Origin of the sequence: Streptomyces sp. NPDC002055 (assembly GCF_040296705.1) — a bacterium.
GTDB lineage: Bacteria > Actinomycetota > Actinomycetes > Streptomycetales > Streptomycetaceae > Streptomyces.
The window spans coordinates 53,418-74,645 of the sequence record NZ_JBEOXS010000013.1 but is presented as its reverse complement, the minus strand read 5'-3'; the positions used below and the strand labels follow the sequence as shown (position 1 = coordinate 74,645).

Sequence of the window (21,228 nt, the reverse complement as noted above, 5' to 3'; positions counted from 1 at the left end):
CACGGGCCCGAGCCCGTGCGACGACGACCGCGGCGACCCCAGTGACCCACGCCGGTGAGGAGGCATCCCGTGCCTGACTTCCAGAACCCCGTGGCCGGCTTCGGCGTGACCTTCAAGGCCATGTTCAAGAAGCGGCTGACCGAGCAGTACCCGGAGGAGAAGAAGCCCACCGCGCCCCGATTCCACGGGCGGCACCAGCTCAACCGGCACCCGGACGGGCTGGAGAAGTGCGTGGGCTGCGAGCTCTGCGCCTGGGCCTGCCCCGCCGACGCGATCTATGTGGAGGGCGCGGACAACACCGAGGAGGAGCGCTACTCCCCGGGCGAGCGCTACGGCCGCGTCTACCAGATCAACTATCTGCGCTGCATCCTGTGCGGGCTGTGCGTGGAGGCGTGCCCGACCCGGGCGCTCACCATGACCAACGAGTACGAACTCGCCGACCGGTCCCGTGAATCGCTCATCTACACCAAGGAGGAGCTGCTCGCCGGGCTGGAGGAGGGCATGGTCGACTCCCCGCACGCGATCTTCCCCGGGATGACCGAGAAGGACTACTACCGCGGGCTGGTCACCGAGGCCGCGCCGGGCACCGAGCGGCAGCCGGTCACCCACGGCGACAAGCCGCAGGAAGGCGCGGCGGACTTCGGGCCCGACGAGCCCGCGTCGGGGAAGGTGGTCGACGCATGAGCGCCCTCGCAGCCGCGGTGACCGGTGCGACCTCCACCGGTGAGGCGGTCCAGTTCTGGGTGCTGGGCACGGTCGCCGTCGTCGGGGCCCTGAGCACCGTCCTGATGAAGAAGGCGGTGCACAGCGCCCTCAGCCTGGCCGGCACCATGATCGTCCTGGCGGTCTTCTACCTCGCGAACGGGGCGTACTTCCTCGGCGTGGTGCAGATCGTCGTCTACACCGGCGCGGTCATGATGCTGTTCCTCTTCGTCGTCATGCTGGTCGGTGTCACCGCCGCCGACTCGCTCAAGGAGACCCTCAAGGGCCAGCGCTGGCTGGCGGCGGGCTGCGGCCTCGGGTTCGGCATCCTGCTGATCGCCGGCATCGGCAACGCCTCCCTGCGGAGCTTCAACGGCCTCGGGCAGGCCAACTCCGGCGGCAACGTCCAGGGGCTCGCCGCGCTGATCTTCACCAAGTACGTGTTCGCCTTCGAGATCACCGGCGCGCTGCTGATCACCGCGGCCGTCGGCGCGATGGTGCTCACCCACCGCGAGCGCACCGAGCGCGCCGCGAGCCAGCGCGAGCAGGCCGAGGCGCGGGTGCGCACCGGCACGCAGGTGCCGCCGCTGCCCGCCCCCGGGGTGTACGCCCGGCACAACGCCGTGGACATCCCCGGCCTGCTGCCGGACGGCACGCCGTCCGAACTCACCGTCAGCAACACGCTGCGCGCCCGCGGCCAGATCCGCGACGTCTCCGGTGAGGCGCTCGCCGACCTGGCGGCCCTGGAGCAGCGCGCCGAGGAGCGGCTCGGGCGGCTGGAGCGCAACGAGGAGGCGAGCAAGTGAACCCGGTCAACTACCTCTACCTCGCGGCGCTGCTGTTCAGCATCGGCGCCGCGGGGGTGCTGATCCGGCGGAACGCCATCGTGGTGTTCATGTGCGTCGAGCTGATGCTGAACGCCTGCAACCTGGCCTTCGTCACCTTCTCCCGGATGCACGGCAACCTCGACGGCCAGATCATCGCGTTCTTCACGATGGTGGTGGCCGCGGCCGAGGTCGTCGTCGGTCTGGCGATCATCGTGACGATCTTCCGCTCCCGCCACTCGGCCTCGGTCGACGACGCCAGCCTGATGAAGCTGTAAGGGGTCGCAACAGTGGAGAACCTCATCGGATTGCTCGTCGCGGCCCCGCTGATCGGCGCGGCCGTCCTCTTGTGCGGCGGACGGCGGCTGGACCGCAGCGGCCACTGGATCGGCACCGGTCTGGCGGCCGTCTCCTTTGCGCTCGGCGCGGTCCTCTTCGCCGACATGCTGGGCCGCCGGGGCGAGGAGCGCACCGTCCACCAGTACCTGTTCAGCTGGATCCCGGTGGAGGGGTTCCAGGCCGATGTGGCCTTCCAGCTGGACCAGTTGTCGATGACGTTCGTGCTGCTGATCACCGGGGTGGGGTCGCTGATCCACCTCTACTCGGTCGGCTACATGGAGCACGACGAGCGGCGCCGCCGCTTCTTCGGCTATCTCAACCTGTTCCTCGCGGCGATGCTGCTGCTCGTCCTCGCCGACAACTACCTGCTGCTGTACGTCGGCTGGGAGGGCGTCGGTCTCGCCTCCTACCTGCTCATCGGCTTCTGGCAGCACAAGCCGAGCGCGGCGACCGCGGCGAAGAAGGCGTTCATCGTCAACCGGGTCGGTGACGTCGGGCTGTCGATCGCCATCATGCTGATGTTCACCACCTTCGGGACCTTCGCCTTCGGGCCGGTGCTGGAGGAGGCCGGGGAGGCGTCCAGTGGCACGGTCACCGGGATCGCCCTGATGCTGCTGCTCGCCGCCTGCGGCAAGTCCGCCCAGGTGCCGCTGCAGTCCTGGCTCGGGGACGCGATGGAGGGCCCGACCCCGGTCTCGGCCCTGATCCACGCGGCGACGATGGTGACCGCGGGCGTGTACCTCATCACCCGCTCGTCGACGATCTTCAACGCCTCGCCCGACGCCCAGCTCGTGGTGGTGACGGTCGGCGCGGTCACGCTGCTCTTCGGTGCGATCGTCGGTTGCGCGAAGGACGACATCAAGAAGGCCCTGGCGGGTTCGACGATGTCGCAGATCGGCTACATGATCCTGGCCGCCGGCCTCGGCCCGATCGGCTACGTCTTCGCGATCATGCACCTGGTCACCCACGGCTTCTTCAAGGCGGGCCTCTTCCTCGGCGCCGGTTCCGTGATGCACGGGATGAACGACGAGGTGGACATGCGGAAGTACGGCGCCCTGCGCACGTACATGCCGATCACCTTCGTCACCTTCGGGCTCGGCTATCTGGCGATCATCGGCTTCCCGGGGCTGTCCGGCTTCTTCTCCAAGGACAAGATCATCGAGGCGGCGTTCGCCAAGGGCGGTACGGAGGGCTGGATCCTCGGCGGCACGGCCCTGCTGGGCGCGGCCATCACCGCGTACTACATGACCCGGGTGATGCTGCTGACCTTCTTCGGCGAGAAGCGGTGGCAGCCGGACGCGGACGGCAACGCGCCGCATCCGCACGAGTCGCCGCGCACCATGACCATCCCCATGATCGTGCTGGCCTTCGGATCGGTCTTCGCCGGCGGGCTGTTCAGTATCGACGAGTCGTTCCTGAAGTGGCTGGAGCCGGTCACCGGCCACAGTCACGGCCACTCGCCGCTGAGCGCGCTGACCGTCACCCTCGCCACCATGGTGGTGCTGGTGATCGGGGTCGCGATCGCCTGGGCCCAGTACGGCAGGCGCCCGGTCCCGGTGACCGCGCCGCGCGGCAGCCTGCTCACCCGGGCCGCCCGGCGGGACCTGCTCCAGGACGACTTCAACCACGTCGCCCTGGTCAAGCCCGGTGAGTACCTGACCCGCGGCCTGGTCTACCTGGACCACACCGTGGTCGACGGCGTGGTGAACGGCACCGCGGCCTCGGTCGGCGGGCTCTCCGGCCGGATGCGCAAGCTGCAGAACGGCTTCGCCCGCTCCTACGCGGTCTCGATGTTCGGCGGTACGGCGATCCTGATCGCCGCCACCCTGCTGATGAGGGCGGTCTGACATGTCCTTTCCCCTGCTGACGGTCACCGCGGTGACCCCGGCCGCCGGTGCCCTCCTCACCGCCGCGGTGCCCGCCGCCCGGCGCACCGCCGCCAAGTGGCTGGCCCTGGCCTTCTCGCTGGCCACGCTGGTGCTGGCGGCCGTGGTGCTGGTCCGCTTCGAACCGGGCGGCGGCCGGTACCAGCTCACCGAATCGCACGCCTGGATCGCGGACTTCGGGGTCCGGTACGAGCTCGGGGTGGACGGCATCGCCGTCGTCCTCGTGGCGCTGACCGCCCTGCTGATCCCGTTCGTCATCCTGGCGGGCTGGCACGACGCCGACCCGCTGGAGGAGAAGAACCCCAACCGCCGCTGGCGGCCCACCCAGGGCTTCTTCGCACTGATCCTCATGGTCGAGGCGATGGTGATCCTCTCCTTCGAGGCCACCGACGTCTTCCTCTTCTACATCTTCTTCGAAGCCATGCTGATCCCGATGTACTTCCTCATCGGCGGCTTCGGGGACCGGGCCCACGAGCACGGCGACGAGGCGGCGGCGACCCAGCGGTCGTACGCCGCGGTGAAGTTCCTGCTCTACAACCTGGCCGGCGGTCTGATCATGCTGGCCGCGGTGATCGGGCTCTACGCGGTGACCGCCGACGACCTCGGCACCGGGACGTTCTCCCTCCAGGAGATCGTGAAGGCCCGCGCGGACGGTTCGCTCGACATGGCGACCAACACCGAACGGGCCCTGTTCCTGGGCTTCTTCTTCGCCTTCGCCGTCAAGGCGCCGCTGTGGCCGCTGCACACCTGGCTGCCCAACGCCATGGGGGAGTCCACGGCCCCGGTCGCGGTGCTGATCACCGCGGTCGTCGACAAGGTCGGCACCTTCGCGATGCTCCGGTTCTGCCTCCAGCTCTTCCCGGAGGCGTCCACGTGGGCCACCCCGGCGATCCTCGTCCTCGCCGTGATCAGCATCATCTACGGCGCGCTGCTCGCGGTCGGGCAGCGGGACATCAAGCGGCTGATCGCCTACGCCTCGATCTCCCACTTCGGCTTCATCATCCTGGGCATCTTCGCGATGACCAGCCAGGGGCAGGGCGGCGCCACCCTCTACATGGTCAACCACGGGATCTCGACGGCGGCGCTGATGCTCGTCGCCGGCTTCCTGATCTCCCGCCGCGGCTCGCGCCTGATCGCCGACTACGGCGGGGTGCAGAAGGTCGCCCCGGTCCTCGCGGGCACCTTCCTCATCGGCGGTCTGGCCACCCTCTCGCTGCCGGGCCTGGCGCCCTTCGTCAGCGAGTTCCTGGTGCTGGTCGGCACCTTCAGCCGCTATCCCGTCCTCGGCATCGTCGCCACCGCCGGCATCGTGCTGGCCGCCCTCTACGTCCTGGTGCTCTACCAGCGCACCATGACCGGTCCGGTGAAGGAGGAGGTGCGCACCATGCCCGACCTCCGGGTGCGGGAGCTGGTGGTGGTGGCTCCGCTGGTCGCGCTGCTGCTGTTCCTCGGCGTCTATCCGCAGCCGCTGACCGAGATCGTCGACCCGGCCGTGCAGCACACGCTGTCCGACGTGGACCAGAAGGACCCCGAGCCCGAGCTGGAGGCCGCGAAGTGAACAGTGCGGTGACTGTCCACAGCCTGTGGACAACCTTGGCGGAAGCCCCGACTCCGATGGCCGCGCCGGACCGCATCCCGACGCCGCGCATGGAGTACGGGCAGCTCTCCCCGACGCTGATCGTGCTCGGCGCCGCCATCGTCGGGATCCTCGTGGAGGCGTTCCTGCCGCGCCGCAGCCGCTACTACACGCAGCTGCTGCTGTCGGTGGTCGCGCTCGCCGCGGCCTTCGCCGCCGTCGTCGGCCTGGCCGCCGGCGGCTACGCGACGGGCAGGTCCCGGATCTCGGCGATGGGCGCCGTCGCCGTCGACGGCCCGGCGCTCTTCCTCCAGGGCACGATCCTGCTGGTCTCCCTGGTCGCGGTCTTCACCTTCGCGGAACGGCGGCTCGACCCGGCCGCGCACGGCAACAAGGTCGACTCCTTCGTCGCCCAGGCCGGATCCGTACCGGGCGGGCCGGCCGAACGGGCCGCCGTCAAGGCCGGGTTCACCACCACCGAGGTCTTCCCGATCCTCCTCTTCGCGGTCGGCGGCATGCTCGTCTTCCCCGCCGCCAACGACCTGCTGACCCTCTTCATCGCGCTGGAGGTCTTCTCCCTCCCGCTGTACGTGCTCTGCGCGCTGGCCCGCCGCAAGCGGCTCCTCTCGCAGGAGGCCGCCGTCAAGTACTTCCTGCTCGGGGCCTTCTCCTCCGCCTTCCTGCTGTTCGGCATCGCCCTGCTCTACGGCTACGCGGGCACGGTCACCTACGCCGGGATCGCCGATGTCGTCGACGGCACCGTCCAGCGGATCGACCCGGTCCTCGCGACCACCATGGGCAACGACGTCCTGCTGCTCATCGGCGGGGCGATGGTGCTGATGGGGCTGCTGTTCAAGGTCGGCGCGGTGCCGTTCCACATGTGGACCCCGGACGTCTATCAGGGCGCCCCCACCCCGGTCACCGGCTTCATGGCGGCGGCCACCAAGGTCGCGGCGTTCGGCGCCCTGCTGCGGCTGCTCTACGTGGTGCTGCCGGGCCTGCGCTGGGACTGGCGGCCGGTGATGTGGGGCGTCGCGATCCTCACCATGCTGCTCGGCGCGATCGTCGCGGTCACCCAGACCGATGTGAAGCGGCTGCTCGCCTACTCGTCGATCGCGCACGCCGGCTTCATCCTGGCGGGCGTCATCGCCGCCACCCCGAGCGGGATCTCCTCGGTGCTCTTCTACCTGGTGGCGTACTCGTTCGTGACGGTCGGCGCGTTCGCCGTGGTCACCCTGGTGCGGGACGCGGGCGGCGAGGCCACCCACCTGTCCAAGTGGGCCGGGCTGGGCCGCCGTTCGCCGCTGGTGGCGGCCGTCTTCGCCGTGTTCCTGCTGGCCTTCGCCGGGATCCCGCTGACCTCCGGGTTCTCCGGCAAGTTCGCGGTGTTCAAGGCGGCGGCGGAGGGCGGCGCGGGCACGCTGGTGATCGTCGGTGTGATCTCCTCGGCCATCGCCGCGTTCTTCTACATCCGGGTGATCGTGCTGATGTTCTTCAGCGAGCCGAAGCCGGAAGGGCCGACGGTCGCGGTGCCGAGCCCGCTGACGACGACCGCCATCGGGGTGGGCGTCGCGGTCACGGTGGTGCTGGGCGTCGCGCCGCAGTACTTCCTGGACCTGGCGAGCCAGGCGGGGGTCTTCGTGCGGTGACACGGGCGGCTCCCGTCGACGCCGGTGCCCCGGGGCTTGAAGCCCCGGGGCACCGGCGTGTATCGGGGTGGTGGCGCTGGGCGGCCGCCGTGTGCCGGGGTGGTTCCCCGGGCGCCGCCGCTTATCGGGGCAGGAGGCCCGCTCCGACACGCGGCGCGGGTCGGCAGGCCGGTCCGCTCGTGCCATGACGTGTCATTCAGGGACGTTCCGCGCACCACGGGGCGTTGGGTGGGCGTTCACCGTCGGATGACAGCCTGCTTGCGTGAACCTCCCACAGCCCAAGCGCCTGCGCCGCACCCCGGCCGTGCCCCCTGACCGGGCCGCCGAGGTCGTCGCCCACCGCGGCGCCTCCCACGACCGCCCGGAGCACACCCTCGCCGCCTACGAGCAGGCGATCGCCGACGGAGCCGACGCGCTGGAGTGCGATGTGCGGCTGACCGCCGACGGGAGACTGGTGTGCGTCCACGACCGGCGGGTGGACCGCACCTCCGACGGCCGGGGCGCCGTCTCCGCGATGACCCTGGCGGAGCTGGACCGGCTCGACTTCGGGTCCTGGCGGGGCGAGGGCGCCGAGCCGGCCCGGGCGCTGGCCTTCGACGAACTGCTCGCCCTGGCCACCTCCGCTCCGCGCCCCGTGGCGCTGGCCGTGGAGACCAAGCACCCCACCCGGTGGGGCGGCCGGGTCGAGCAGGAACTCGTCCGGCAGCTACGGCTGTTCGGACTCGACCGGCGCGTCCCCGGTGAGCCGCCCCGGGTGCGGCTGATGAGCTTCTCCCGGACGGCGCTGCGCCGGATGGCGGTCCTGGCGCCCGATCTGCCGCGGGTGCTGCTCACCGAGCGCCGGTGGCCGCTGCCGGGGCGGGCCGCCGCGCTGCCGCGCGGGGTGCGGATCGCCGGGCCGGGCATCGACCTGGTCCGGTCCCGGCCGGAGCTCGTCTCCCGGCTGCGGGCGGCCGGGCACCGGGTCCATGTGTGGACGGTGGACGAGCCGGAGGACGTGGAGCTCTGTCTCCGGCTCGGCGTGGAGGCCCTGATCACCAACCGGCCGCGACAGGTACTGGAGCAGATCGGGGACCGGTGAGGGGGCTTACCGCCTGACGGGAGGGGCCGACCGCCTGCCCGTCGATCCTCTTTCGGTCTATGTGTTGGCGTTGGTGCCGCGGCGCGGGGTGATCTCGGTGAGGTCGAGATCGATGGTGAAGGGAACCGAGACCTTGAGCCGGTCATGGAAGATTCCGGTGGGAACGAAGACACCGGTCGCGGGCTCCAGCTCGAAGACGTAGACGACGGCCCGGCCCTTGTCGTTCTCAACACGCCAATAGTGGGGAATCCCGGCTTTGGCGTACTTGAGCGGCTTCGCTTCGCGGTCGCGTGCCTTGGAGTCGGGGGAGACCACCTCGATGGCCAGAACGACCTCCTCGGCCGGGAATCGGGTCTGGTCGTCGTCCAGGACAACCTTGCCCGGGACCACGACCACATCCGGCTCCGGCCGGTTCTGCCGGTCGATGTCGATGGTGAATTCCCGGACGACCTCCAGGTCATCGGGGGCCGCCGACTCCAGACGCAGCCTGAGGAAGTCGACGGCGCGGGTATGGAAGATGGTCTGCGGACTCACGAAGACGAGGCTCCCGTCGATCAGCTCCGTGTGGGGAGGAAGGTTCGGAAGCCGGTCCAGGTCGTCGGCGGTCCAGCCGCCCTCGGGCGGGATCGGCCACCTGGGCCCCGACGCCTCGGTCACGGGCTCGGTCTCGGGCTCGGGTTCGACACTCATCAGTGCTCCCATGGGCTGGAGTCTCGCCGGTTGGTCCAGCGTATCGGCGGAAAACGGATGAGGTCCCCACGTACGTGTGACCGAGTCGCGCGCCGTTGACCCGTGCCGACGCTCGTACGCTCCCTCTCACCCTCCCGCGAGGCGAGGGCCCGCACGGCCGATTCCGGTCGTCGGTGACCGCGGTGGCGAGGGCGGTCCGCGGCACCCCGTGAGCGCCCCCGGCCGCACACCCGTGGGTGTGCCCGGTGGTCGGTCACACCGCCCGAGCGCCGGGGCCGGTCAACGCCGGGAGCCCTCGCCGGTCACACCCCCAGAACGCCCCCGATCGTCACACCGCGGGAGCGACCCGCCCCGTCACCTCGCCCAGTCCGATCCGCACGCCGTCCGGGCCCGGTGCCCAGGCGGTCAGGGTGACCTCGTCGCCGTCCTCCAGGAAGGTGCGCTTGCCGTCCGGCAGGTCCAGCGGGTCACGGCCGCCCCAGGTGAGCTCCAGCAGGCAGCCGCGCTGCTCGACGGCGGGTCCGCTGACGGTGCCGGAGGCGTACAGGTCGCCGGTGCGCAGCGACGCGCCGTTCACCGTCATATGGGCCAGCTGCTGCGCCGCCGTCCAGTACATGGTGGAGAACGGCGGCTCGGACACCGGGTGCCCGTTGATCGCGACGGTGATCCGCAGATCCAGCCCGCCGGGCTCCAGCGCGCTGTCGTCCAGGTAGGGGAGCAGCTCGTGGTCGCGCTGCGGAGGGGCGGTGCGGGCCTCGTCCAGGGCGTCCAGCGGGGTGACCCAGGCGGAGACCGAGGTGGCGAAGGACTTGCCGAGGAACGGGCCCAGCGGGACGTACTCCCACGCCTGGATGTCCCGCGCCGACCAGTCGTTGAGCAGGCAGACACCGAACACGTGGTCGCGGAAGGCGGACTGCGGGACCGTTTCGCCGAGCGCCGTCGGGGTGCCGACGACGAAGCCGACCTCGGCCTCGATGTCGAGCCGCCGGCTGGGGCCGAAGACGGGTGCGGTGTCGGCCGGGGACTTGCGCTGCCCGTGGGGGCGCCTGACCGGGGTGCCGGAGACGACGACGGTGCCGGCCCGGCCGTGGTAGCCGATCGGCAGGTGCTTCCAGTTGGGGGTGAGCGGTTCGCTGTCGGGCCGGAACATCCGGCCGACGTTCGTGGCGTGGTGCTCACTCGCGTAGAAGTCGACGTAGTCGGCGACCTCGAAGGGGAGGTGCAGGGTGACGTCGGAGAGCGGGTGCAGGAACGGTTCGATGGCCGGGTAGCCGAGCCAGGTCCTGATCCCGGCCCGGACGGCCTGCCAGGTGGGGCGGCCCGCGGCCATCAGGGCGTTCAGCGTGGGGTGCGCCAGCACATCGGAGTGCGGGGAGCCGAGAGCGGTGCCCGCGGTGTGGACGTCCAGCACGTGGTTCCCGTAGCGGACGCCGATGCGGCGGCGGTCCGGCTCGTCGGCGGTGCTGAAGATGCCGTAGGGGAGGTTGTGCAGGCCGAAGGGGTCGCCTTGCGCAAGATCGAGCGGGCTCTGCTGGGGCATCGTCGGTGCCTCGCCTTCCTGTCCGCCGTGGGTCGATCCACAGGCTACGGCCTCGAGGCGGGCCGCGGACCGGTGGGCATTGAATACTAAAGTCCTCGCAATTGCCCGGAAAGGCCCCTGTGTCGGGGCAGGTTGCGGAGAACGGCCTCCTGCCGGGCACCGGCCCCGCGCGGCACCGGGCGGACAGCGTGGTGGCCGGGGGGCCGCGGTCCGGTCCGAACGGGCTCTGCCGAGGGGGCCGCGGTCCGGCCCTGGCGGGCTCTGCCGAGACGTTCCGTCAGCCGCCTTCCGCCGGTCCGCCTCGCCCCCACGGGCGCCGGCTCAGGACGTGCGCACCCGGTGCTGCTGCGGGCTGATGCCGTGGACGCGCTTGAAGGCGGTGCTCAGCGCGAACGAGCTGCCGTAGCCGACCTGCCGGGCCACGGCGCCGACCGTGGTGTCGGGTTCGCGCAGCAGGTCGGCGGCGAGGGTCATCCGCCAGCCCGTCAGATAGGCGATCGGCGGCTCACCGACCAGCTCGGTGAAGCGCCGGGCGAGCGCGGCCCGGGAGACCCCCGTTCCGGACGCCAGGGCGGCCACCGTCCAGGGCCGCGCCGGGTCGTTGTGGAGCAGTCGCAGGGCGTGGCCCACCACCGGGTCGCCGTGAGCCCGGAACCAGCGGGGGGCGTCGGATTCCGGACGGGAGAACCAGGCCCGGAGGCCGGAGATGAGGAGCACGTCGAGCAGTCGGTCGAGAACGGTCTCCTGGCCCGGCTCGTCCTTGACGATCTCCTCGCCGAGCAGGGTGAGGGCGGGGCAGTCCCAGGTGTCCCCGGGCAGGACCACCAGCGCGGGCAGCGCCGCCAGGAGCCGCCTGCTGATCGCACTGTCCAGCTGGTAGGTGCCGGTGAGCATGACCGTCGAGCCGCTGGGGCCCGTCCCCCAGGTGCGAACGCCGAGGTCCGTGAGCTCCGTCAGGGGTTCGCCGGACACCGTGGTGCACTGCTGCCCCGGCTGGATCACCGCTTGCGGCCGGGTGTCCGGGGTGTCGGCCACGCGGTACGGGTCCGGGCCGCGGACCAGCGCGATGTCGCCGGGGCGCAGCCGGACCGGGTCCGCGTCGTCGGGCACGATCCAGGCGTCGCCGCTCACCAGGGCCACGAGGGTGAGGGGAGCCCGGTCCTCGATCCGGAGGCACCACGGCGGCTCCATGATCGACCGGAGCAGGAACGCGCCCCGGGCCCTCGGTCCGGTCAGGAGCCCCGCCAGCGCGTCCATGCCGCCGAGTGTAGACGCTTGCACATGCGGGCGAGCCTTTCAGCCATGTTCCGTCTCACCGGGCCCGGCTTCACTGGAGCCATGAATCGGAACGAGCACGAGAACGAGCACGAGAACGAGGGCAAGAACGAGCACGAGCGCGAGCACGGGAACGAGCGAAGGAACGAGCGCGAGCGCGAGTGCGGAAACGTGACGCCTGACGAACACGAGAAGAAGCCGACTCTGGTCCTCTGCGGCACCGGGAAGACCGGACGCCGGGTGGCGGAGCGCCTGGAGAAGCGCGGCCTGCCGGTGCGCATCGGATCCCGCTCGGCCGAGACGCCGTTCGACTGGGAGGATCCGGCGACCTGGGCACCCGTGCTGCACGGGGTGGACGCGGCGTACCTGGTGTACTACCCGGACATGGCGGTCCCCGGGGCCGCGGACGCGGTGCGCCGCTTCGCCGCGCTCGCGGTGGAGGCCGGGGTCCGGCGGCTGGTGCTGCTGTCCGGCCGCGGCGAGGAAGCGGCTCTCGTCGGGGAGCGGGCGGTGCGGGAGTCCGGCGCCGACTGGACGATTCTGCGCGGCAGTTGGTTCGCCCAGAACTTCAGCGAGCACTTCCTGCTGGAGCCGGTGCTGTCCGGGGAGATCGCCCTGCCGGCCGGAGCCGTGGCGGAGCCCTTCGTCGACGCCGGGGACATCGCGGACGTCGCCGTCGCGGCCCTGACCGAGGACGGGCACGCGGGCAGGGTCTACGAGCTCACCGGCCCCCGCCTCCTCACCTTCCAGGACGTGGCCGGGGAGATCGGCCGGGCGGCCGGCCGGGAGGTCCGTTACGTCCCGGTGTCCGCGGCGGAGTACGCCGCCGCCGCGACGGCCGAGGGCGTGCCGGAGGACCTCGTCTCCCTGATGACCTACCTCTTCACCGAGGTCCTGGACGGCCGCAATGCCTCCCTGAGCGACGATGTCCGGCGGGTGCTCGGCCGGGCGCCCCGGGACTTCGTCGACTTCGCGCGGGAGGCCGCTGCCGCCGGCGTCTGGTCGGGCGTCCGGGAAGCGCAACGCTGAGGAGGGGGCCGGGCGGAGGGGTGCCGCGGAGGGGCGTATCGGCGCTGGTGGCGCCCGGTGTCGATGAACGGAATGATGATCAAGGTCGTATGGGGTACCGCCCCTGGTGCCGCTCGCGCGGGTGAGGGGTACCGGTCGGGGCAGGCGCCCGCTGTGATCGCCAGGCGACCGGATACGCTGCCACTGGTGACAGCGACACATCGACATTCCACGTAGTCGTCCGCAGACAGGAGAACCCCTCGTGACCGTCGTCGGGCCGTTCGGGCTGATCTTGCGGGACCAGGCTCTGGAAGCCGACGTCCGGGCCGCGTTGGCGGCCGTCGAGGAGGGCCTGACCGAGGCCACCAAGAGCGACGTCCCGTTCATCACGGAGGCGGCGCAGCACCTCGTCCGGGCCGGCGGGAAGCGGTTCCGCCCGCTGCTGGTGGCGCTGGCCTCGCACCTCGGCGACCCGAACGCCCCCGGTGTGGTGCCCTCCGCCGTGGTCGTGGAGCTCACGCACCTCGCGACGCTCTACCACGACGACGTCATGGACGAGGCCGATGTGCGGCGCGGGGTGCCCAGCGCCAACGCGAACTGGGACAACTCGGTCGCGGTGCTCACCGGGGACTTCCTCTTCGCCCGCGCCTCGCACATCCTGGCCGACCTCGGCCCGGAGGCCGTCCGGATCCAGGCGCAGGCGTTCGAGCGGCTGGTCACCGGGCAGATCCTGGAGACCGCCGGCCCGCGCGACGGCCAGGACCCGGTCGAGCACTACCTCGACGTGCTCGCCGGCAAGACGGGCTCGCTCGTCGCCGTCTCCTGCCGGTTCGGCGCGATGATGGCGGGCGCGGACGAGGCCGTCGTGGACACTCTCACCCAGTACGGCGAGCGGCTCGGCACCGCGTTCCAGCTGTCGGACGACGTCCTCGACATCGCCAGCGACAGCCACGAGTCCGGCAAGACCCCGGGCACCGACCTGCGCGAGGGCATCCCCACCCTGCCGGTGCTCCACCTGCGGGCCCGGGCCGCGGCGAGCGGCGACCCGCGCGACCGCGAGCTGTGCGAACTGCTCGACGGGGACCTCACCGACGACGCCCGGCACACCGAGGCCCTGCGCCGGCTGCGCCTCCACCCGGCGCTGGAGCAGGCCCGCCGGGACACCATCCGCTACGCGGAGGAGGCGCGCGCGACGCTGGCGCCGCTGCCGGACGGCCCCGCGAAGGCCGCCCTCGAAGCGCTGTGCGACGCGGTGGTCCACCGGGCGGGCTGACCCCCTTTGCGCCGGGCGGGCCGACCCGGCACAGGGTGAGCTGACCACGGCCGCGGCCGACGGGTGACGGCGCGGCAGGATGCGCGGACGGCGCACGCGGTGTAAGCACTGCCGCCCGGTCGCCGGGCACTCGGGCCGCGGAAGCGCGGAACCCCTAGTGGATGCTCCGCCCCCAGCGGTATGCGCTCCGCCGTGCGGACGGGGCGTCTCATCCTGTAGGCGTACACCGAGTTGATCCCGTCGGGTGACGCATTCCCCCCGGTCCGTTTGATGGGATTAGTAGCACAACAGCGGCGGGCACAGTGTCACTGTCCGCGAGACGAGCCCCACGGGTGCCATCGACCAACCGCCGCCGACGACGGAGGTAGAGCAGATGCTCAGGAAGCGACCGGCACAGGTCAGCGACGTACGGGAAGCGGAAGGGGACGACACCGCAACGGGCCGCAGGGCCGGACGTTACGTGGTCCCGGTCGTCGGGTTGGCGGGGGTGGCGGCCCTCACGATCGGGCTCGTCCCCGCCTTCGCCGGCGTGGGCGCCCCGGATCTCCCGAAGGTGTCGGCCGAGAAGCTGATCGCGAAGATGGCCGCCTCCGACGTCCGGCAGGTCTCCGGCACCGTGAAGATCGACACCGACCTCGGGCTGCCCTCGATGCCCGGCGGCTCGGGCGGCGGCCTCGTCGGTGACGCGATGAAGGACGCCGGGGGCAAGGGCGGCGGGGCCAAGGACGGCGCCGCCCTCGACCCGCAGGCCAAGCTGATGGAGCTGGCCACGGGATCGCACACCCTCAAGATCGCCGCGGACGGCCCGGAGAAGCACCGGCTCTCCGTCCTCGACGGCGGCGACGAGTACACCATGGTCCACAACGGCCAGGACGTCTGGGCGTACGCCTCGGCCGACAAGGCGGTGTTCCACGCCAAGGGGCCCAAGGCCGACGCCGGGGACTCCGACCGCCGGGAACTGCCGGACCGGGCCACCCCGCAGGCCCTCGCGAAGCAGGCGCTGACGGCCGTGGACAAGACGACCCGGGTCACGGTCGACGGCACGGCCAAGATCGCCGGGCGGGACGCCTACCAGCTGGTGATCCAGCCCAAGCAGGCTCAGTCCACGGTCGATTCGATCCGGATCGCGGTGGACGCGGAGAACGGCGTGCCGCTGAAGTTCACGCTGTCCCCGAAGAGCGGCGGCAAGCCGGTCCTCGACGCGGGCTTCACCTCGGTCGACTTCGCCAAGCCCGACGCGGGCACCTTCGACTTCACGCCGCCCCGGGGCGCCAAGGTCACGGAGGAGGGGGACCTCGACAAGAAGGCCGAGAAGGACGGGATGTCCGCTCCGGACCTGGGCCTCCCCTTCGACCCGTCGGCCGGTTCCGGTGACGGAAGCGGGCCGAAGGTCATCGGCGAGGGCTGGGCGTCCATCGCCGAGCTCCAGGCCCCGCGCTCCGGTTCCCACCAGGGCGGTTCCGGCGACGACAAGGCGCGCCCCGAGGCGTCCGGTTCGCCCCTGGACAGCTTCGGCGACAAGGTCAGCGGGAAGTTCGGCAAGGGCACGGTGTTCAGCACCCGCCTGGTCAACGCCCTGATGACGGAGGACGGCGGGGTCTACGTCGGCGCCGTCGACAAGGCCGCACTGATCAAGGCCGCGAACGCGGCCCACTGATCAAGGCCGCTAACGCGGTCGAGTGGCCGCAGCCGAGCGGACGCGGCTGCCGCAACCGCGTGGACGCCGTGGCGGTCCGGTGCCGAGCCGGTCCGCCATCGCGTCATCCATGAGGTCCCGGGCCGTACCCCTCCGTGCCCGGGTGGTGCCGCCGCGGCCGCACGAGCCGCCACGGCACCAAGGGCCCGGACGCCGGTCGGCGTCCGGGCCCCGGTCTTCCACCGTGCTCGCTCCGGCGGATGCTCTCCCGGGCTCCCGGGCTCCCGGGCTCAGGGCCCGGGCCGCGCGTGACCGGTGCCCGGAGGCACGGCCCCGTGCGACCGGCCGGACGGCCCGTCAGAAGGTGAGCTTCCAGCTGTCGATGTAGCCGGTGTCCTGGGCCGCGATGTCCTGGACCTTGAGCTTCCAGGTGCCGTTCGCCGCCTCGCTCGAGGCGTTGACGGTGTAGGTGGCGATGACGTTGTCCGCCGAGTCCGAACCGCTGGAGTTCTTCAGCCGGTACGCGGTCCCGTCCGGTGCCACCAGGTCGACGACCAGGTCACCGCGCCAGCTGTGCTTGATGTCGACCCCCACCTTCAGGGCCGACGGCGCGTTGCCCGTGCGGCCCGTGACCTCCAGCGCGGACGTCACCGCCGCGCCGTTGTCCGGGATGCTCACGTCCGCGGTGGTCTCGAAGACCGTCCCCGGCTGGGTGGTCCCGGTGCCGAGCGTCCACACCGCGTGGGCGATGGCGTCGGCGTTGCGGTCGAGCGCGGTGTCGTTGATGTTCGTGGTGGTGTCGCAGGAGGAGTGGTAGCAGCGGTCGAACGCCTGTCCGGCCGTACCGCCCCACTTCTGGGCCTGGGCGGCCGTCTTGCGGTAGTCGGCGCCCGTGAAGAGGCCGCCCACCGGCACCCCGACGTTCTTGAACGGGGCATGGTCGGACCGTCCGTCGCCCTCGGTCTCGATCTCCGTGGGCACGCCGAGCCCCGCGAAGTAGTCCTTGAACGTGGTCTCGATCGTGGGGTCGTCGTCGTAGACGAAGTACCCCGGGTTCGGTGAGCCGATCATGTCGAAGTTCAGATACCCGGCGATCTTCGAGCGCTCGGCGGACGGCAGGTTGTTGACGTAGTACCGGGAGCCGACGAGGCCGAGCTCCTCCGCGCCCCACCAGCCGAACCGCAGATGCTTGGCCGGCTGGAGGTTCGCGCGGGAGACGGCGAGGGCGGTCTCCAGGACGGCGGCCGACCCGGAGCCGTTGTCGTTGATGCCGGCCCCCGAGCTGACCGAGTCGAGGTGCGACCCGGCGAACAGCACCTGGTCGGGGTCGCCGCCCGGCCAGTCGGCGATCAGGTTGTAGCCGGTCGAGCCGCCGGAGGTGAACTGCTGGACGGTGGTGGTGAACCCGGCCGCGTCCAGCTTCCCCTTCACGTAGTCCAGCGAGGCCTTGTAGCCGGTGCGGCCGTGGGCGCGGTTGCCGCCGTTGGCGGTGGCGATCGACTGCAGCTGGCTCAGATGCGCTTTGACGTTGGCGAGCGGGATGTCCGGCGGGGCGAGGGCGGACGGCCGGGCGGCGGAGGCGGGCTGCGCCGCGCCGGCGGCGCCGGGGGCCGAGACGACGAGCCCGGCGAGGGCGCCGGCGGCCACGGTGACGGTGGCGGCCCGGCGTATCCAGGATCTTCGGGCAGGGCCGCGGTCGGTGCCAGGAATGCGTGCAGACATGGTGGGGGCTCCGTATTCCGAACGGGATGAGGACGGAACGAACAGGAAGCCCTGCGGCTGGGTGACCACAGGGCACTGGAGCGAGCACAAATCCTTGACGCGAGCATGATGCTGAGGCGGGGCTGACGAAGCGTCAAGGGCGGAATTCGGACACGCTCTGCCGCATATCGGTCCGGAGCGTCACGCGGGGGCGGCCGCACGACGGCGGACCGCGCGACAGCGGCCCCCCGCGGCGGCGGGCCGGGCCGCTTCTCCCGGTGGTCCGTCCCGGTGGGAGGCCGCGGCCATCCGGGTGCAACGGCCGCGTCCCGGTGCGGCGCCGGCCCATTCCTCGGCTTGAGTGATCATCGGCACGCGTCACTCTCCACGGGGCCGGACCTCCCGTCACCTCTCCACGGGCAGGGCCGTCCCCGGCTCTCACCGACTCGACGCCCGAATCCGAGGCGTGCCCCGGGCACCAACGTCTTCTGGAGGTTCCGTGAGATCGTTCAGATGGGGTGCGAGCCTGGTGGCCGCGGCCGGTCTGGCAGGCTCCCTGCTCCTGGGCTCGGCCGTGTCGTCGGCCGCTCCCTCGGCGTCGGGCAGCAGTGCCGGAATCGCCGCGGCGGCTCAGCCGGGAGCACCGGCCGGGGAAGCGGCCGAGGAGCACGGGAAGCCGAACCCCAAGCCCAAGCCGAAGCCGAAGCGGAAGCAGGGCCACGGGCAGAGCGCGAAGCAGCACCGCCCCGGAGCGCACCACCCGAGCGCGCCGCAGCCGTCACGGAAGCCCCAGCGGGGTGAGCGGCCGCAGACGCTGCCGGCTCCGGTCCGGCCCGGCCAGTCCGAACGCCCCGGCCAGTCCGAGCGCCCCGGCCGGCCGGCCGCCAACCGGCCTGACATGCGCCCCATCTGCCTCGGCCTGGTGCCCCCGCCCTACGCGTACGCCGACCGTTCGCAGTACTTCTGCGGCGACTGGCGGCTCGGCCCCACCCGGCTGCCGACCCGCGGGATCCTGGGCAACATCCTGGGCGGCTACCACCGGTTCGGGCACCTCACCCCGGTCGAGTTCCTGAACAAGTGGTGGGACCCGACGCTGGACTCCGGCCAGGGCGACTGGAAGTACCCGCCGGAGGACGGCTTCCAGCTCGACTCCGAGGGCAACCCCATCGCCGCGCCGCTGGTGCTCCACGCGGGGACGAAGGTCGACCGCTTCGGCAACGAGGCCGGCCGGTTCCTCTCCCCGGCGGGCACCCGGTACGGGGAGCGCGCCCTCCCGCCGTCCAGCCTGGACACGACCGATCCGCGCTACCCCTTCAACTACCACCTCTACCGGGTGACCAGGGATCTCACGGTCTGCGCGGGGCCGATCGCCCCGGCGTTCGAGCAGCCGGGCAACGGCACCCAGTACGTGACGTCGAGCAACTTCTGCCCGACCGTCACCGGCCACACCGTCGGGGAGCTGGTCCGCAACGGCACCCTGGCGCGGATCAACTGACCTGCCGCACCGTGAACCGCAGTGCCTGAACCGCAGCACCTGAACCGCAGCACCTGAACCCCCGCACCTGAAGACCGCCGCACGACACAGCACGCCGGGCCCGCCATGAGCGGGCCCGGCGCCGTTGCCGGTGGGAGACTGGCGCCATGGACCGGTTCCAGCTGTGCGCGGCCCTCCGCGCGGCGGGGGTCCCGGCCGCGCACTACGAGATCCCCGGCTGCCCCGGCGGCCGCCACCCGACGGAGTCGTACTTCCTGCGGGCGGAGGAGAGCGCCTGGCTGGTGGGCGTCCACGAACGCGGGGAACGGCGCGTCCTCGAACGGTTCGCGGACGAGGACGCGGCCTGCCGCTGGCTCTACGACCGGCTCACCTACGAAGGCCCGCCGCCGACCGGCCTCACGCCCGAGGAACGGGACGAACTGCTGCACGACAGCGACGGCATCCAGCGCCGGGCCCGCCGGGAACTCGACCGGGCCCTGGCCGCCGAACAGGAACGCCGCCGGGCCGGGAAGGACGGCGGTGCGGACGGCCACTCCGGCGGGCAACAGCCTCCCGCCGACGGCCGGTGACCCGTCGCGTCCGTACCCGAACCCGTACCCGTCCCGTCTGTACCCGTCCCGTCTGTACCCGTCCCGTCTGTACCCGTCCCGTCTGTACCCGTCCCGTCCGTACCCGTCCCGTCCGTACCCATCGCGTCCGTACCCATCGGGTCCGTACCCATCGGGTACCGCGCACCGGGTCATCGTCCGGCCCCCCTCCGTGGCACGGCGTCCCCCGGACCCCACAGAACAGCCCCTGCCTGGGGTGATGTCCCCATCCCGTAGATGGAGGCGGCCAACGCGGGTACGCGGACGGGTCGACGGCACTACGGAGGACGCATGGCAGAGGCGACCGCTGGGCGGCAGCGGACGGAGGTGGCCGGGCAGGGACGGACGGCCCGCATACGGCAGTGGCTGCACCGCGCGGCGGGTTCGGAGGGGCACGAACGCCACACGCTCGCGCTCATCGGCAAAGCCACCCTGGCGGCCTGTCTGGCCTGGGTGATCGCCTACGACGTGATGCAGGCGCAGTCGCCCGCGTTCGCCCCGTTCTCGGCCGTGCTGATCATGCAGGTCACGGTGTACCGGTCGCTGCTCCAGGCGCTGCGGTACGTCGGGGCGGTCTCGGTGGGCGTCGCGTTGCAGGGGCTCTTCGGCCTCCTGGCCGGGCCCGGGCTGGTGACGTTCGTCCTGGTGGCGCTCGCCGCACTCACCATCGGCCGGTGGCGCCCGCTGGGCTCCCAGGGCTCCCAGGTGGCGACGGCGGCGTTCTTCGCCTTCTCCACCTATGTCTCCGCGAGCAGCGACGCCGACCGCTGGAACCAGCTCGGCCAGATCATCCTGCTCGTCCTCATCGGCTGCGGGGTGGGCGTGGTGGTCACCATGGTGGTCCTGCCGCCGATGCGGTACCGCAGTGCCGAGAGCGGCATCCACGTCCTGGCGCACTCGCTGTGCGACCTGGTCTCCGACATCCATCCCGCCCTGCGCGAGAACGAACTCGACGGGGAGCGCACCCGGCACTGGCGGGAGCGGGCCTCCCATCTGGGCCCGATCGTGGAGCAGGCGCAGTCGGCGGTGCGGACGGCGCAGGAGAGCACGTACTACAACCCCCGGCGGCTGCTGCAACGGCACTGGCACCACACCTCGTTCTCCGGCTATCAGGCCGTCATCGACGCCCTGGAGCGGGTCTCGTACCAGATGGGGTCGATGACCCGCAGTCTCGACCAGTGGCACGACGGGGAGAGCGGCGGCCGGCACGGCGACTTCCTGCGCGACTACGGCGACTTCCTTCAGTCGCTGGCCCACATCCTCGATCTGTTCAGCCACATCGACGAGGACCGGCTCACCGACCAGGCGCGGGACCTGTGCGAGGCCGCGGACCGGGCGCAGGAGCGGCGCACCCGGCTCGTGGAGGACGCGGAGGGCAGCGACCTGCCGCTGGGCGATCCCTCGCGCCCGTTCGGGATCCTCATGGCGGAGGCGACCCGGCTGATGGACGAGATGCAGCACACCTGCGACGTGCTCCAGCAGGCGGTCGACCGCGCGTCCGCGACGGACGGGGCCTGAGCGCCTTCCCGGGCAGCGCACCGTCGCCCGCCGGAGGCTGATCCGGGTGTCCGCGTCCCTGCGCGCGCCCGCGCGCCGTGGTGCGGTCAGCGGGCCCGCGGGGCTGCGGCCGCCCGGGATCTGCCGGGCCGCGGGCCGCTGCCGGACCGGATCCCCGGAGATCGGCAGATTCCTCCGGCGGGCGGGTGACGTTCCCCGTCGCTGTGCTGCGGACACCCCTGTGGCCCACAGACCAACCGACGGCCGTCGCACCTAATGCGCGGGCAAGTGCATTAAGTGCGCTCACACAGTAACGGCCGAGCGCCTGCACGGCAAAAGGAACACCCCGCCGGAACGACGGGGTTGGTGTGCGGGGCCGGGGTGGCGACTCGGGGCGCGGCGCGGCAGCGGTGGGCCCGGTCGGCCGCGTCGGGCAGTGGGTGGGGCGGCGGGCTCCGGGGGCGTGCAC

At 71.9% G+C, this 21,228-nt stretch carries 17 protein-coding genes; 13 read left to right on the top strand and 4 right to left on the bottom strand.

Annotated features, from left to right (window positions below; translation table 11 throughout):
* Nucleotides 1-69: 69 nt before the first annotated feature.
* The 7 genes from nuoI to ABT112_RS10485 all read left to right on the top strand — a co-directional run bounded on the left by nuoI (nucleotide 70) and on the right by ABT112_RS10485 (nucleotide 8,057).
* Nucleotides 70-684: an NADH-quinone oxidoreductase subunit NuoI gene (gene nuoI, locus ABT112_RS10515; protein WP_351507755.1), complete on the top strand. Its 615-nt coding sequence runs from the start codon at nucleotides 70-72 to the stop codon at nucleotides 682-684.
* The gene (locus ABT112_RS10510; protein WP_351507752.1) at nucleotides 681-1,508 is read left to right on the top strand and encodes an NADH-quinone oxidoreductase subunit J; all 828 of its coding nucleotides are present in this window, start codon (nucleotides 681-683) and stop codon (nucleotides 1,506-1,508) included. Before nuoI ends, ABT112_RS10510 begins: the two co-directional genes overlap by 4 nt.
* The gene (nuoK, locus tag ABT112_RS10505; protein ID WP_351507750.1) at nucleotides 1,505-1,804 is read left to right on the top strand and encodes an NADH-quinone oxidoreductase subunit NuoK; all 300 of its coding nucleotides are present in this window, start codon (nucleotides 1,505-1,507) and stop codon (nucleotides 1,802-1,804) included. The genes ABT112_RS10510 and nuoK overlap by 4 nt, the downstream gene beginning before the upstream one ends.
* A gap of 12 nt (nucleotides 1,805-1,816) precedes the next feature.
* Entirely contained in the window at nucleotides 1,817-3,712 is a 1,896-nt protein-coding gene (gene nuoL, locus ABT112_RS10500) for an NADH-quinone oxidoreductase subunit L (protein WP_351507748.1), read from the top strand.
* Nucleotide 3,713: 1 nt separating this feature from the next.
* Complete coding sequence (locus tag ABT112_RS10495; protein ID WP_351507746.1) at nucleotides 3,714-5,309, top strand: NADH-quinone oxidoreductase subunit M; 1,596 nt, start codon at nucleotides 3,714-3,716, stop codon at nucleotides 5,307-5,309.
* 56 nt (nucleotides 5,310-5,365) lie between these two features.
* The gene (nuoN, locus tag ABT112_RS10490) at nucleotides 5,366-6,976 is read left to right on the top strand and encodes an NADH-quinone oxidoreductase subunit NuoN (RefSeq protein WP_351507905.1); all 1,611 of its coding nucleotides are present in this window, start codon (nucleotides 5,366-5,368) and stop codon (nucleotides 6,974-6,976) included.
* Between the two features lie 262 nt (nucleotides 6,977-7,238).
* Nucleotides 7,239-8,057 (top strand): glycerophosphodiester phosphodiesterase, encoded by an 819-nt coding sequence (locus ABT112_RS10485; RefSeq protein ID WP_502975308.1) that lies wholly within the window; start codon nucleotides 7,239-7,241, stop codon nucleotides 8,055-8,057.
* A 57-nt stretch (nucleotides 8,058-8,114) separates the two neighbouring features.
* Here the strand turns inward: ABT112_RS10485 and ABT112_RS10480 are convergent, their stop codons facing one another.
* The 3 genes from ABT112_RS10480 to ABT112_RS10470 form a co-directional block, all read right to left on the bottom strand.
* A complete protein-coding gene (locus tag ABT112_RS10480) occupies nucleotides 8,115-8,747 on the bottom strand; it encodes a Uma2 family endonuclease (RefSeq protein ID WP_351507744.1) in 633 nt (210 codons plus the stop codon).
* 328 nt (nucleotides 8,748-9,075) lie between these two features.
* On the bottom strand, nucleotides 9,076-10,287 hold the full coding sequence (gene fahA / locus ABT112_RS10475; protein WP_351507742.1) for a fumarylacetoacetase: 1,212 nt from the start codon (nucleotides 10,285-10,287) through the stop codon (nucleotides 9,076-9,078).
* A gap of 321 nt (nucleotides 10,288-10,608) precedes the next feature.
* Nucleotides 10,609-11,544 carry an AraC family transcriptional regulator gene (locus ABT112_RS10470; protein WP_351507740.1) on the bottom strand — a complete coding sequence of 312 codons (936 nt, stop codon included), beginning with the start codon at nucleotides 11,542-11,544 and terminating at the stop codon, nucleotides 10,609-10,611.
* A gap of 81 nt (nucleotides 11,545-11,625) precedes the next feature.
* On the opposite strand from ABT112_RS10470, the gene ABT112_RS10465 reads away from it, so the two are divergent.
* From ABT112_RS10465 to ABT112_RS10455, 3 genes are all read left to right on the top strand, one after another.
* Nucleotides 11,626-12,591: an NAD(P)H-binding protein gene (locus ABT112_RS10465; protein ID WP_351507738.1), complete on the top strand. Its 966-nt coding sequence runs from the start codon at nucleotides 11,626-11,628 to the stop codon at nucleotides 12,589-12,591.
* Nucleotides 12,592-12,832: 241 nt separating this feature from the next.
* Nucleotides 12,833-13,843 (top strand): polyprenyl synthetase family protein, encoded by a 1,011-nt coding sequence (locus tag ABT112_RS10460; protein ID WP_351507736.1) that lies wholly within the window; start codon nucleotides 12,833-12,835, stop codon nucleotides 13,841-13,843.
* A 373-nt stretch (nucleotides 13,844-14,216) separates the two neighbouring features.
* Nucleotides 14,217-15,500 carry a LolA family protein gene (locus ABT112_RS10455; protein ID WP_351507734.1) on the top strand — a complete coding sequence of 428 codons (1,284 nt, stop codon included), beginning with the start codon at nucleotides 14,217-14,219 and terminating at the stop codon, nucleotides 15,498-15,500.
* Between the two features lie 336 nt (nucleotides 15,501-15,836).
* On the opposite strand, the gene ABT112_RS10450 is transcribed toward ABT112_RS10455, so the two are convergent.
* Entirely contained in the window at nucleotides 15,837-17,201 is a 1,365-nt protein-coding gene (locus ABT112_RS10450; RefSeq protein ID WP_351507732.1) for a M28 family metallopeptidase, read from the bottom strand.
* A 478-nt stretch (nucleotides 17,202-17,679) separates the two neighbouring features.
* Between ABT112_RS10450 and ABT112_RS10445 the strand changes: the two genes are divergently transcribed.
* The 3 genes from ABT112_RS10445 (at nucleotide 17,680) to ABT112_RS10435 (ending at nucleotide 20,780) form a co-directional block, all read left to right on the top strand.
* Nucleotides 17,680-18,675, top strand: a complete 996-nt coding sequence (locus ABT112_RS10445; RefSeq protein ID WP_351507730.1) for a TNT domain-containing protein — start codon at nucleotides 17,680-17,682, stop codon at nucleotides 18,673-18,675.
* 146 nt (nucleotides 18,676-18,821) lie between these two features.
* On the top strand, nucleotides 18,822-19,244 hold the full coding sequence (locus ABT112_RS10440; protein ID WP_351507728.1) for a hypothetical protein: 423 nt from the start codon (nucleotides 18,822-18,824) through the stop codon (nucleotides 19,242-19,244).
* 309 nt (nucleotides 19,245-19,553) lie between these two features.
* A complete protein-coding gene (locus ABT112_RS10435; protein ID WP_351507726.1) occupies nucleotides 19,554-20,780 on the top strand; it encodes an FUSC family protein in 1,227 nt (408 codons plus the stop codon).
* Nucleotides 20,781-21,228 lie beyond the last annotated feature (448 nt).

What these genes read in the sequence shown, in the direction of transcription:
- ABT112_RS10510 (WP_351507752.1), top strand. Translation starts at nt 681, where the DNA reads ATGAGCGCCCTCGCAGCCGCGGTGACCGGTGCGACCTCCACCGGTGAG.
- ABT112_RS10495 (WP_351507746.1), top strand. Translation starts at nt 3,714, where the DNA reads ATGTCCTTTCCCCTGCTGACGGTCACCGCGGTGACCCCGGCCGCCGGT.
- nuoN (WP_351507905.1), top strand. Translation starts at nt 5,366, where the DNA reads ATGGCCGCGCCGGACCGCATCCCGACGCCGCGCATGGAGTACGGGCAG.
- ABT112_RS10480 (WP_351507744.1), bottom strand. Translation starts at nt 8,747, where the DNA reads ATGAGTGTCGAACCCGAGCCCGAGACCGAGCCCGTGACCGAGGCGTCG.
- fahA (WP_351507742.1), bottom strand. Translation starts at nt 10,287, where the DNA reads ATGCCCCAGCAGAGCCCGCTCGATCTTGCGCAAGGCGACCCCTTCGGC.
- ABT112_RS10470 (WP_351507740.1), bottom strand. Translation starts at nt 11,544, where the DNA reads ATGGACGCGCTGGCGGGGCTCCTGACCGGACCGAGGGCCCGGGGCGCG.
- ABT112_RS10465 (WP_351507738.1), top strand. Translation starts at nt 11,626, where the DNA reads ATGAATCGGAACGAGCACGAGAACGAGCACGAGAACGAGGGCAAGAAC.
- ABT112_RS10455 (WP_351507734.1), top strand. Translation starts at nt 14,217, where the DNA reads ATGCTCAGGAAGCGACCGGCACAGGTCAGCGACGTACGGGAAGCGGAA.
- ABT112_RS10450 (WP_351507732.1), bottom strand. Translation starts at nt 17,201, where the DNA reads ATGTCTGCACGCATTCCTGGCACCGACCGCGGCCCTGCCCGAAGATCC.
- ABT112_RS10440 (WP_351507728.1), top strand. Translation starts at nt 18,822, where the DNA reads ATGGACCGGTTCCAGCTGTGCGCGGCCCTCCGCGCGGCGGGGGTCCCG.
- ABT112_RS10435 (WP_351507726.1), top strand. Translation starts at nt 19,554, where the DNA reads ATGGCAGAGGCGACCGCTGGGCGGCAGCGGACGGAGGTGGCCGGGCAG.